The sequence below is a fragment of the Actinomadura sp. RB99 genome (assembly GCF_014706005.1).
Lineage (GTDB): Bacteria > Actinomycetota > Actinomycetes > Streptosporangiales > Streptosporangiaceae > Spirillospora.
The window spans coordinates 138210-150173 of the sequence record NZ_JABMCA010000012.1 but is presented as its reverse complement, the minus strand read 5'-3'; the positions used below and the strand labels follow the sequence as shown (position 1 = coordinate 150173).

Here is an 11964-nt window from a genome sequence, read left to right as displayed (position 1 = left end):
GAAGCGAAACCCGATCCGGCCCACACCGCGCGATCATAAATCTCACTAACTTCGCGTAAACCTCAACTGGCGATGAATCGTCACGCCGAGGGCGCGGCTAATCGGCGGATCGGCCCTCGCAGCGCGCGAGACGCTCGGAATGCGCGAGGAAGTCGTCGACCATCCGGTGCACCAGCCCGGCCAGTTGCGCCCGCTCGCCCGGCGACCAGCCGGCGAGGGCGTCGGCCATCCACTGCCGGCCGGCGGCGCGGACCCGCTCGACGGCCTCCAGCCCGGCGTCGGTGATCCGCACGCGCTGGGCGCGGCCGTCGTCGGGGTCGGGGACGCGCTCGACGTAGCCGGCCCGCTCCAGCCGCTGCACCTGGCGGGTGACGTGCGGCGCCTCCACCGCGAGCCGGACGGCCAGCTCCCCCGGCCGCAGCGGGTCGGGGGCGTCGGCGAGGGCGCCGAGCAGCGGCACGGCGGCCCGGTCGACCGCCACGCCCGCCACCGCCACCGTCCGGTCGTGCTGCTTGGCGCGGGTGAGCATGTGCGACACGCGGCTGATCGCGCGCTCGATCTCCACGATGTCGCGCGGCGCCGCGGCGCCGGTGTCGGGGTGGGCGGCGGACCGCGGCGGGGTGGACATGTGATCCATTGTACGATGCATTTACTTAACTTAAGTAAGTAGAGTGACCGAGCACGCCCCCGCTCCCACCGACCGGGACCGTCCCCCCAGGAGGCTTCATGACCGGCGCCCAGACGGCGGCCGCCGCCACGACCGGGCGGCGGGCCGCCGGCCCCCCGCGCACCGGCCTCACCCTGTTCGCGCTGGCGATCGCCGGCATGGTGGTGTCCGTCCAGCAGACCCTCGTGATCCCGCTGCTGCCGGAGCTGATGACCCGCTTCCACGTCTCGGTCACCGCCGTGACCTGGGTTTTCACCGCGTCCCTGCTGGCCGGCGCCGTCGCCACGCCGCTGCTGTCGCGGTTCGGCGACATGTACGGCAAGAAGAGGATGATCCTGCTGGTGCTGGCACTGCTGCTGATCGGCTCGGTGGTCTGCGCGGTGTCCGGCTCGCTCGGCGTGCTCATCGCCGGAAGGACCCTGCAGGGCGTGTCGTCCGCGATGATCCCGCTGGCCATCGGGATGATCCGGGACACCTTCCCGCGCGAGCGGATCACCACCGCGATCGGCATCGTCAGCGCCACCATGGGCGTCGGCGGCAGCGCCGGCATGATCGTGACGGGCCTGATCGCGGACCGCACCACCAGCCACCACCCGGTGTTCTGGATCACCGCCGCGCTCGCCGCGGCGGGCCTCGTGCTGGTCGCGGTCACCGCGCACGACGCCGGGGCGCGCGCGGGCGGACGCCCCGACCTGGCCGGCGCCCTCGTGCTGGCCGGATGGCTGGTCTGCCTGCTGCTGGCGATCAGCGAGGGCAACGACTGGGGCTGGACGTCCGGCGGGGTGATCGCCCTGTTCGGCGCCGCCGTCGTGCTGTGCGGGCTGTGGGTCGTGATCGAGCAGCGGGTGCGCGAGCCGCTGGTGCGGCTGAGCCTGCTGGTCGGGCCGAAGTCGCTGTCGGCGAACCTGTCCTCGGCGCTGCTCGGCTTCGCCATGTTCGCCGCGTTCACCCTGATCTCCGGCTTCGTCCAGTCCCCGTCCGACAAGGTGGGGTACGGGCTGGGCGGCTCGGTGCTGGACGTCGGCCTCTACATGCTGCCCAGCACCGTCACGATGCTCGTCGCGTCCGCGATGTCGGGCAACGTCGCCCGGCGCATCGGCCCGGCCTACACGCTCGCGCTCGGCTCGGTCTTCGCGGGGCTCAGCTACACCTGGCTCGCCGTGTCGAACTCGCACGGCTACGACATGCTGGCGTTCAGCGCGATCCAGGGCATCGGCTTCGGCGTCGCCTACGCGGCGCTCGGCACGCTCGCCGTGCAGCACGTCCCCATGGACCAGAGCGGCATCGCCAGCGGCATCAACTCGCTCGTCCGCACCACCGGCGGCAGCGTCGCGGGCGCCGTCACCGCCTCGATCCTCGCCGGGAAGGTGATCGCCGGGACGGAGGTGCCGACGCTCGGCGCGTACGAACTGTGCTTCTGGATCGTCGCGGCCGGCGCGGTCCTGGCGGCTGCCGTCGCCGTCGTGCACGGCGTCCGGCACCCGCACGAGCGTCCCGCCTGACCGGGGCGTCCGGGGGCCGCCCGCACGGGCGCGGGCGCGGCGGCCCCGGGCGGGACGGTGACCCTCCGCGACCGGGAGGTGGCGGCGCGGGGCCTTGACGAACGGTACCCGCGCCGTGCCCTATAGGGGTGCGCCCCGAAACGCGGATTCGGGGCCGGACCCGACCGCCACCGGGAGGACGAAATGGGCGCCTACGCGGCCGCGTACGAACGCAGCATCGCCGATCCGACCCGGTTCTGGGGGCTGGCGGCGCGGGACGTGCGCTGGCTCGTCCCGCCGGACCGCGTGCTGGACGACGGCGCCCCGCCGTTCTACCGCTGGTTCACCGGCGGCGAGCTGAACACCTGCGACAACGCCCTGGACCGGCACGTCGACGAGGGGCGCGGCGACCAGGCGGCGCTCATCTACGACAGCCCCGTCACCGGGACGGTCCGCGGCTACACCTACCGCGAGCTGACCGACCTGGTCGCACGGTTCGCCGGGGCCCTGCGCGCGCAGGGCGTCGACCGCGGCGACCGGGTCGTCATCTACCTGCCGATGATCCCCGAGGCCGTGATCGCGATGCTGGCGTGCGCGCGGCTCGGCGCGGTGCACTCGGTGGTGTTCGGCGGGTTCGCGGCGCGGGAGCTGGCGGTCCGCATCGACGACGCCCGCCCGAAGGCGGTCGTGTCGGCGTCCTGCGGGATCGAGGCCGGCCGGATCGTCGCCTACAAGCCGCTGCTCGACCAGGCGCTCGAGTTGGCGAAGCACAAGGTCGAGCGGTGCGTGATCCGGCAGCGCGAGCAGCTGCACGCCGACCTCGTCCGGCCGCGGGACGTGGAGTGGGACGAGGCGGTCGAGGCCGCCCGTCCCGTGGAGTGCGTGCCGGTCGCCGCCACCGACCCGCTGTACATCCTCTACACCTCCGGCACGACCGGGCGGCCGAAGGGCGTCGTCCGCGACAACGGCGGCCACGCGGTGGCGCTGCGCTGGTCGATGGAGAACGTGTTCGGCGTGGGCCCGGGCGACGTGTTCTGGGCCGCGTCCGACGTGGGCTGGGTCGTCGGGCACTCCTACATCGTGTACGCGCCGCTGCTGACCGGCTGCACGACCGTCCTGTACGAGGGCAAGCCGGTGGGGACGCCGGACGCGGGCGCGTTCTGGCGCGTCGCCGCGCAGCACCGCGTCAAGGTGCTGTTCACGGCGCCGACCGCGATCCGCGCCGTCAAGAAGGAGGACCCGGAGGGCGCGCTGCTCGCCGGGCACGACCTGTCGGCGCTGGACGCGCTGTTCCTGGCCGGGGAGCGGCTCGACCCCGACACCTACCACTGGGCGTCGCGGGTGCTGGACCGGCCGGTCATCGACCACTGGTGGCAGACCGAGACGGGCTGGCCGATCGTGGCGAACCTGCGGGGCCTGGAGCCGATGCCGGTCAAGCCGGGGTCGCCGTCGGTGCCGGTGCCGGGCTACGACGTGCGGGTCCTCGGCCCGGACGGAGCGCCCCTCCCGCCGGGGACGGACGGGGACATCGCGATCCGGCTGCCGCTGCCGCCCGGCACGCTGCCGACGCTGTGGCAGGACGACGAGCGGTTCGTGGAGTCGTACCTGACCCGCCATCCGGGCCACTACCTGACCGGCGACGGCGGGCACCTGGACGAGGACGGCTACGTGTGGGTGATGGGCCGCACCGACGACGTGATCAACGTGGCCGGGCACCGGCTGTCGACCGGGACGATGGAGGAGGTCATCGCCGCGCACCCGGCGGTGGCCGAGTGCGCGGTGATCGGCGTGGAGGACGCGCTGAAGGGCCAGGTCCCGCGCGGCTTCGTCGTGCTGAAGAGCGGCGTGGCGGCCGACCCGGGCGAGCTCGGCGCGGAGCTGGTGCGGATGGTGCGCGAGCAGGTCGGCCCGGTCGCGGCGCTGAAGGAGGTCGCGGTCGTCCCGGCGCTGCCGAAGACCCGGTCCGGCAAGATCCTGCGCGGGGTGATGCGGGGCATCGCCGACGGCAAGAACGTGGCGGTGCCGTCGACGATCGAGGACACGGCCGTGCTGGAGGATCTGCGGCCCGTCCTGCGCCCGCCGGCGCCCTGACGGCGCCAGACGGCGCCCTGGCGGCGCGGGCTCGGGAAGCGGCGTGCCCTAGAGGTCGCTCCTCGTCGGCCACAGCACCGCGACCGCCCACACGCCCGCCGCGGCGACGCCGATCTGGAAGATCGTCTCCCAGAAGTTCCAGCCGGACGTGCGGAAGCCGACCATCGCGCACAGTCCCGTCCCGGCGAAGGCGGCGACGACGCCGACCGCCGCGGCGACCCAGCCCGGCATGCTCCGCCGTCCCGGCACGACCAGCCGGCCGAGGATCCCCACGACGGCGCCCAGCACGATGGCGGAGACGATCCCCCCGATGGTCATGCCCGCTCCTTCGCTCACCCCCGCCCTACCCGCCCTCGCCGCCGCGTATCTCGCGGGCTAGCGGACGACGAGGTGGCGCCGGCCGAGCGGGGCCAGCTCACCGATCACCGGGGCGCCGGGGATCTCGCCGGCCACCAGCAGCCCGCCGGAGGTCTGCGCGTCGGCGAGCAGCAGCCGCTCCTCCTCGGCGATCCGGCGGAACTCGGTGTGCGGGGAGACCCAGGCGAGGTTGCGGCGGGTGCCGCCCGGCACGAAGCCGTCGCGGACGGCGGCGCGCGCCCCCTCCAGGTACGGGACGGCGGCGGCGTCCACGATGGCGGTGACGCCGCTCGCGCGGGCCAGCTTGTACAGGTGGCCGAGCAGCCCGAAGCCGGACACGTCGGTGGCGCAGGCGGCGCCGCGTTCCAGGGCGGCCGCCCCGGCCGCCGCGTTCAGCGCCGTCATCGTCTCGACGGCCTCGGCGAACACCTCGCCGGTCGCCTGGTGCCGGGCGTTGAGGACGCCGAGGCCGAGCGGCTTGGACAGCGAGAGCGGGACGCCGGGCCGCCCGGCGTCCAGCCGCAGCAGCCGGTCGGGGTCGGCGACGCCGGTCACCGCGAGGCCGTACTTGGGCTCGGGGTCGTCGATGCTGTGCCCGCCGGCGATCGGGCAGCCGGCGAGGTCCGCCACGTCCCGGCCGCCGCGCAGCACCTCGCGGGCCAGCTCGGCGGGCAGCGCGTCGCGGGGCCAGCCGAGCAGGTTCAGCGCCATGAGCGGCTCGCCGCCGACGGCGTACACGTCGGACAGGGCGTTGGCGGCGGCGATCCGCCCCCAGTCGTAGGCGTCGTCGACGACGGGGGTGAAGAAGTCGGCGGTGGACACCACCGCGCGGCCGCCCGCGATGCGCAGCACGGCCGCGTCGTCGCCGTCCCCGCCGCCGATCACCAGGGCGTCGCCGCCGCCGGTGAGGCCGGCCACGACGCTCTCCAGCTCGCCGGGCGGGATCTTGCACGCGGAGCCGCCGCCGTGGGCGTACTGGGTGAGACGGGCGGCTCGGGCGAGACGGTTCACCAGGAAATTTAACGCACAACTACCCCAAATGATCAAGAAACGGACGGTACGGGTCCGGTCACCCAGGGGTCGCCCTCGCCTCCGACCAGCGGAAGATGGCCGAAGGGGTTGTCCGAACCACGTTCGGCATGGTGCGATCCTGTTCTGCAAGTCATCACTTACTCAAGGGGCGCCTTATGGGGATCCAGGAGCAGCGGGACGAGCTGGACCGGGCCGTCGAGGGGCAGACGGTCTGCACCGGCCTCGCCGCCACCGCCGCCGAACACGGGGACGAGCCGGCCTACTCCGACCGGATCGACGGCCAATGGCGGACCCTGACCTGGGCCGAGACGCGGACCCGGGCCCTGGAGACCGCCGCCGGGTTCGCCGCCCTCGGCCTCGAGCCGGGCGACGTCGTCGCGCTGATGATGCCCAACCGGTCCGAGCACGTGCTCGCCGACCTCGGCGCGGTGCACGCCGGCGGCGTGCCGACGACCGTCTACGCGACGCTCGCGCCCGACCAGATCGCCTACGTGGCGGGCCACTGCGAGGCCAAGTACGCGGTCCTGGACGGCGCCGACCAGCTCGCCCGCTGGCAGCCCGTCCTCGACCGGCTCCCCGACCTCCGCAAGATCATCGTGGTGGACGCCGCCGCCTGCCCGGACGGCGACGACCGGTACCTCGGCTGGGACACCTTCTCCGCGCTCGGCCGCGGCGCCCTCGCCGCCGACCCGGAGGCGATCGACCGCCGCTGGCGGGCCGTCGCCCCCGAGGACACCGTCACCCTGCTCTACACCTCCGGCACCACCGGGGACCCCAAGGGCGTCCTCATCACCCACTCGATGGTGCTGCACGAGGCCGCCATGGTGCAGCGCAGCTCGGTGCTGCCCGACCACCCGTCCGGCGTCTCCTACCTGCCGTTCGCGCACATCGCCGACCGCGTCCTCAGCTACTACCTGCCCGTCCGCCTCGCCGCGCACGTCCACTTCTGCCCGGACCCGGCGCAGCTGACCACGGTGCTGGCCGAGGTGCGCCCGCACTCGTTCTTCGGCGTCCCGCGCGTCTGGGAGAAGATCATGGCCGGCATCCAGGCGGTGCTGTCGGCCGAGCAGGACCCGGCGAAGCGGGCCGCCGTCGCCGCGGCCCTGGACGCCGGCCGCGCCTACGTGTCCGGCCAGGAGTTCGGCAACACCCTCACCCCCGAGGTCACCGCCGCGTTCGAGGCCGCCGACGCCGCCGTCCTCACCCCGATGCGGGCGCTGCTCGGCCTGGACCGCGTCCGGCAGGCGTCCAGCGCCGCCGCGCCGCTGCCGGTCGAGGTCGCCCGGTTCTTCGCCGGCCTCGGCCTGAAGATCTTCGACGCCTACGGGATGACCGAGACCACCGGCGCCATCACCGCCAACCTCGCCGACTCCTTCAAGCTCGGCACCGTCGGCCGCCCGTTCGACGGCGTCGAGCTGACGCTCGCCGAGGACGGCGAGATCCTGGTGCGCGGCGCGACCTGCACCCCCGGCTACCTGAACCGGCCCGAGGCGACCGCCGACCTCATCGACGCCGACGGCTGGGTGCACACCGGGGACGTCGGGCGCCTCGACGAGGACGGCTTCCTCACCGTCGTCGACCGCAAGAAGGAGCTGATCATCACCGCCGGCGGCGAGAACATCGCCCCGTCGATGATCGAGAACCACCTCAAGGAGCACCCGCTGGTCGGCCAGGCGCTCGCCTTCGGCGACCGCCGCCCCTACGTCGTCGCGCTCATCACGCTGGACGGCGAGGTCGCGCCGGTCTGGGCCGCCGCGCACGGGATCGAGACCACCGACCTCGCCGCGCTCGCCGAGCACCCGCTCGTGCTGGAGGAGGTGGGGAAGGCCGTCGAGGACGCCAACGCCCGGCTCGCCCGCGTCCAGCAGGTCAAGAAGTGGCGGCTGCTGCCCGCCGAGTGGACGGCCGAGAGCGAGGAGCTGACCCCCACCCTCAAGCTGCGGCGCCGGGTCGTGCACGGCAAGTACGCCGAGGCCCTCGACGCCCTCTACGCGGGGTGATCGACTAGTATCGCGGCGGAGGCGCGCGAGCGCCTGGTGGCCTCCGCGGTCTTCAAAACCGTTGGTCCCGAGGATCTCGGGACGGCGGGTTCGATTCCCGTGCGCCTCCGCGGGCGCGCCCGCGGCCGCCGGCCGAGCCGAAGCGCCGGCGGCCCGGGCGTCAGGGCCGCGGCGACCTGCGACGTACGGTGGGGGTATGAGGCGGCGCAAGCTCGCTTACGGGATCATGATGGGGACGTGCCTCACCTTCATCGTCCTCGCCTGGACGGTCGTCCGGCTGTACTCGACGCCCGCCGCGATCGGGATGTCGGTGTTCGCGATGATCATCCCGCCGTTCGCGGCCGTGGTGGCCAACTGGAACATCGACCGTCCCGACAAGCGCGAGTGAAGCCGGGCGGGGCCGCCCGGGGGCGGCGGCGCGCCCTGCGGGAGAGCGCGTGAAGGGGCCCGACGTCCCCCAGCTGCTGGACCTCGCGGGCATCTTCGTGTTCGCGGTGTCCGGGGCGCTGGCGGCCGTCCGCAAGCGGCTCGACGTCGTCGGCATGGTGGTGCTCGCGGAGATCACCGCGCTCGGCGGCGGGATCCTGCGGGACCTGCTGATCGGCGCGGTCCCGCCGGCGGCGTTCACCAGCCTCGGCTACGTGCTGGTGCCGCTGGCCGCGTCGGCGCTGGTGTTCTTCTGGCATCCGCAGGTCGCGCGGCTGTTCCCCGCGGTGCTGCTGTTCGACGCGGCGGGCCTCGGGCTGTTCTGCGCGACCGGAACGCTGAAGGCGCTCGACTACGGGCTGTCACCGCTGCACGCGGTGCTGCTCGGCGTGGTCACCGCGGTCGGCGGCGGCGTCCTGCGCGACATGCTGAGCGGGCAGATCCCCGCCGTCCTGTACGACCGGCAGCTGTACGCGCTGCCGGCGATGCTCGGCGCCGCCGTCACGGCGGCCGCCTCGTCGGCGGGGCTGCACGGCGGCGCCGTGACCGCCGGCGCCGCGGTGCTGGCGTTCGCCCTTCGGGTGCTGGCGATGCGCTACGGCTGGCGGGCACCCCGCCCCCGCGGGGTGCCCGACTGACGCCGGTGCCCTGGACGGGCCGAGCAGCGCCGAGAGGCGGGGACGCCGGCACGGCCGGCCCGTCCTCGGGCGGCTACGCCTTCTTCAAGGAGTAGCGGACGTCCCAGCCGTCGACGGAGGTGACCGTGGCGATCACTCGGTGCTTCCGCCCCTTGCTGTCATAGACGGCGCACGTGATCTTCGCGCCGACCTCGCTCCTGAGCCGGCCCGGGCAGAACGCCTGGATGGGGCCGATGCCCGCGGCGTCGTACTCGGGGCCGAGCTGCTTGCGGATCCGGTCCTGCACCATGTCCCCGGAGACGTCCCCATTGAGCCCGCAGCCTGCGGCGCCGAGCAGCAGGCCGCCGAGCAGGGCCGGCACGATCAGCGACGTGCGCACGGGTCCGGCGGCCCTCCGTGTCGACGCCGGGACCGCGGGTGCCAGGAGGCGGGCGTCCCGGTGAAGCGGACCTCGCCGCCATCGACCGAACCGATTCCCCGTCGAGGTGGTGCTCTTGTCAGGTGCCACTGTGCTCTTCCCCGTCATGTCGGCGCCCCGGTCCCCTGGGAGCGCCGTCCGGAGGCATCCTCCGTCGCCCGGCGTCTCGGGTGCCAGGGCGCCTCATCCCGAGAAAGAAGGGACGGAGAACGGGACGGCGGGCGCCGAACCTTTCCCTGGTCGTGCCCGTCGAAGTAACGCCATGGCGGGCACCCCGCCCCCGCAGGGGCGCCCGACCGGACGCGGCCCGGAGGGCTAGGAGGCGGCCCTCATCGAGAAGTGGACCTCGCTCCCCTTGACCGAGGTGACGGTGACGGTGAGCCGGTGGCTGCCGCCCTTGCCGTCGCGCACGGTGCAGTCGAGCGTGGTGCCGACCTTGCCCTTGAGGTCGCCCGGGCAGGACGCCTTCGCCGGGCCGAGGCCGGCCGCCTGGTACATCGGGCCGAACTTGGCGTCGATCTGCTTCTCCACCGTGCCGGAGCCGACGGTCTTCTCCACCTGGCAGCCCGCCGCGGCGAGCGCGAGGCCGCCGGCGAGAACGGGCACGATCAGGAACTTGCGCATGGTTCTGCTCCCCGTGATGCGCGGCGCCCGGGTCCCCGTGGGGCGCCGTCCGCAGGTATGGTCCGCCGCCGCGCGACCCGGCCGCCAGGGCACGCCGTCCCGCCCGACAAAGGACGCGGAACGGGACAGATCGCCGCGAACTTTTTCGTGCGGCGGTGACAACCGGGGTACCGTCGAGTCCATGGGTCGGATCACCGTGCGCAAGCCGGTCCTGCGCGTGAGCACCGGCGGGACGGCGGGACGCCGGCCCGACACGCTCGCCGTGGAGGAGCCGCTCGAGATCCGGGTGGCGGGCAAGCCGCTGACGATCACGATGCGCACCCCGGGCCACGACTTCGACCTCGTCGCCGGGTTCCTGGCGGCGGAGGGCGTCATCCGCGGCGCGGCCGACCTCACCGCCATGCGGTACTGCGCGGACACCCAGGAGCAGAACACCCTGGACGTGACGCTCGCCCCAGGGGTGGCGCCGCCCGACGAGGCGATGACGCGCGCGTTCACCACCACGAGCGCGTGCGGGGTGTGCGGGAAGTCGAGCATCGAGGCGCTGCGGACCGACCGGCCGTACGAGGTGTCCGCCGACCCCGTCCGCCTCACCCCGCGGGTGCTGGCCGCCCTGCCGGACCGGCTGCGCGCCGCGCAGCGGGTCTTCGACCGGACGGGCGGGCTGCACGCGGCCGGGCTGTTCGACGCCGAGGGCGGGCTGCTGGCGGTACGCGAGGACGTCGGGCGGCACAACGCGGTCGACAAGGTCGTCGGGTGGGCACTGCGGCAGGGCCTGCTGCCCCTCGCCGGCCGGGTCCTCATGGTCAGCGGGCGCGCGTCGTTCGAGCTGACCCAGAAGGCGATGACCGCGGGGATCCCCGTCCTCGCGGCGGTGTCGGCGCCGTCGTCGCTGGCGGTCGAGCTGGCCGAGGACGCCGGGATGACGCTGGTCGGGTTCCTGCGCGGGGACACCATGAACGTCTACACGGGCGCCGAGCGGCTCGGCGCCTGACGCCCGCCCGGCCCCCTCCCGACACCCGCTAGGGCGGCCGGGCGTTTGTCATCTCGGACCGAAAACCAAACGGTAACTTGTTGGCCCGTCCTCAAGACACCGACCCCGCCACAGGAGTTGACTGCTCCCCCTACGCACTGACGCGCGCGTGCACGCACGCCGCGTCCGGCCCCGGGCGCGCGAAGCGGAGGATCACGGAATGACGAGGCCCCTCACCGGCGGCGGAGCGGCGTCCGGCATCGACGAGCGCCACCCCCCGATCAAGCCTCGGCGGGTGTCCTTCGACTGGTCGTCCACTCCCCTGCACTGGGTCCCCGGCGACCCGCTCGCCACCCACGTCATCAACTCGTTCCACATCGTCCTTCCCGAGGGCGAGAAGTGGTTCATCCAGTGCGTCAAGGACGCCCGGCCGTACATCAGGGACCAGCGGCTGCTGGAGGAGATCCGGGGGTTCATCGGCCAGGAGATGGTGCACGCCCGCTCGCACCAGGGCGTCCTCGACCAGATCCTCGAGGCCAACGGGATCGACGTCGCCAAGATCACCGACCAGATGGCCAAGGGGAACGCCGAGCGGCCCGAGCAGATGGCGGCGCTCAAGGAGAAGAGCCCGCGGGCCTGGCGGCGCCGGCTGCGGTTCGAGTTGGCGGCGGTCGCCTCGATCGAGCACTACACCGCCGTGCTCGGCCAGTGGATCATGGACAACGACCGGCTGGAGAAGGCCGGCGTCGACCCGACGATGCTGGACCTGCTGCGCTGGCACGGCGCCGAGGAGGTCGAGCACCGGTCCGTGGTGTTCGACGTCTACAAGGCGATGGGCGGGCGCTACCCGACCCGGGTGGCGGCCTGGGTCGTGTCGCTGTTCTTCCTGTACTGGGCGCTGATCGGCGGCTCGCTCTACCTGATGAAGCAGGACCCGACGGTGACGAAGCGGGTCACGCCGCTGCGGGTGGTGCGCGCGTACCGCCGCTCCGTCCGCCACGGGCACGTGCCCGGCATCTTCAAGCTGCTGCTCGGCGAGGCGCCCGTCTATCTCAAGCCGAACCACCACCCGTCCAAGGTCTGCTCGACGCCGCGCGCGCTGGAGTACCTCAAGCGGTCCCCCGCCGCGCAGGCCGCGGGCTACGACCCGTACTAGCACGGACATCGCGACCGGAGGCTCCCCGGAGACCTCCCCCTGAGGGCCCGTACCGCCGCGCCGTACGGGCCCTCGCGGGTTCCCGGGTGGCGAGCGTCACG

General features: G+C 73.7%; 12 protein-coding genes and 1 tRNA gene. 8 read left to right on the top strand and 5 right to left on the bottom strand.

The genetic code is table 11. The features are described from left to right. Positions 1-97: 97 nt before the first annotated feature. The gene (locus amrb99_RS14285) at positions 98-628 is read right to left on the bottom strand and encodes a MarR family transcriptional regulator (RefSeq protein ID WP_190856421.1); all 531 of its coding nucleotides are present in this window, start codon (positions 626-628) and stop codon (positions 98-100) included. Positions 629-726: 98 nt separating this feature from the next. On the opposite strand from amrb99_RS14285, the gene amrb99_RS14280 reads away from it, so the two are divergent. Continuing rightward, on the top strand, positions 727-2169 hold the full coding sequence (locus amrb99_RS14280; protein WP_190856420.1) for an MFS transporter: 1443 nt from the start codon (positions 727-729) through the stop codon (positions 2167-2169). A gap of 183 nt (positions 2170-2352) precedes the next feature. After that, positions 2353-4239: a propionyl-CoA synthetase gene (locus amrb99_RS14275; protein WP_190856419.1), complete on the top strand. Its 1887-nt coding sequence runs from the start codon at positions 2353-2355 to the stop codon at positions 4237-4239. A 48-nt stretch (positions 4240-4287) separates the two neighbouring features. On the opposite strand, the gene amrb99_RS14270 is transcribed toward amrb99_RS14275, so the two are convergent. After that, on the bottom strand, positions 4288-4557 hold the full coding sequence (locus tag amrb99_RS14270; RefSeq protein ID WP_190856418.1) for a GlsB/YeaQ/YmgE family stress response membrane protein: 270 nt from the start codon (positions 4555-4557) through the stop codon (positions 4288-4290). 57 nt (positions 4558-4614) lie between these two features. Continuing rightward, the gene (gene selD / locus amrb99_RS14265; RefSeq protein ID WP_190856417.1) at positions 4615-5607 is read right to left on the bottom strand and encodes a selenide, water dikinase SelD; all 993 of its coding nucleotides are present in this window, start codon (positions 5605-5607) and stop codon (positions 4615-4617) included. Positions 5608-5783: 176 nt separating this feature from the next. On the opposite strand from selD, the gene amrb99_RS14260 reads away from it, so the two are divergent. The 4 genes from amrb99_RS14260 to amrb99_RS14245 all read left to right on the top strand — a co-directional run bounded on the left by amrb99_RS14260 (position 5784) and on the right by amrb99_RS14245 (position 8692). After that, positions 5784-7628, top strand: coding sequence for an AMP-dependent synthetase/ligase (locus amrb99_RS14260; RefSeq protein WP_190856416.1), 1845 nt, complete (start codon positions 5784-5786; stop codon positions 7626-7628). Between the two features lie 17 nt (positions 7629-7645). Beyond that, a tRNA-Sec gene (locus amrb99_RS14255) sits at positions 7646-7739 on the top strand. 85 nt (positions 7740-7824) lie between these two features. Beyond that, positions 7825-8016, top strand: coding sequence for a DUF3099 domain-containing protein (locus tag amrb99_RS14250; protein ID WP_190856415.1), 192 nt, complete (start codon positions 7825-7827; stop codon positions 8014-8016). 49 nt (positions 8017-8065) lie between these two features. Next, positions 8066-8692 (top strand): TRIC cation channel family protein, encoded by a 627-nt coding sequence (locus amrb99_RS14245; RefSeq protein ID WP_190856414.1) that lies wholly within the window; start codon positions 8066-8068, stop codon positions 8690-8692. A gap of 73 nt (positions 8693-8765) precedes the next feature. On the opposite strand, the gene amrb99_RS52375 is transcribed toward amrb99_RS14245, so the two are convergent. Together amrb99_RS52375 and amrb99_RS14235 are read right to left on the bottom strand one after the other, a co-directional pair. After that, positions 8766-9071: a DUF4333 domain-containing protein gene (locus tag amrb99_RS52375; protein WP_190856413.1), complete on the bottom strand. Its 306-nt coding sequence runs from the start codon at positions 9069-9071 to the stop codon at positions 8766-8768. A 354-nt stretch (positions 9072-9425) separates the two neighbouring features. Further along, positions 9426-9734 (bottom strand): DUF4333 domain-containing protein, encoded by a 309-nt coding sequence (locus tag amrb99_RS14235; protein ID WP_190856412.1) that lies wholly within the window; start codon positions 9732-9734, stop codon positions 9426-9428. Between the two features lie 181 nt (positions 9735-9915). Here amrb99_RS14235 and fdhD point away from each other — a divergent pair, with 181 nt between their 5' ends. Continuing rightward, entirely contained in the window at positions 9916-10728 is an 813-nt protein-coding gene (gene fdhD, locus amrb99_RS14230; RefSeq protein WP_190856411.1) for a formate dehydrogenase accessory sulfurtransferase FdhD, read from the top strand. Positions 10729-10927: 199 nt separating this feature from the next. Continuing rightward, positions 10928-11863 carry a metal-dependent hydrolase gene (locus amrb99_RS14225; RefSeq protein ID WP_190856410.1) on the top strand — a complete coding sequence of 312 codons (936 nt, stop codon included), beginning with the start codon at positions 10928-10930 and terminating at the stop codon, positions 11861-11863. Positions 11864-11964 lie beyond the last annotated feature (101 nt).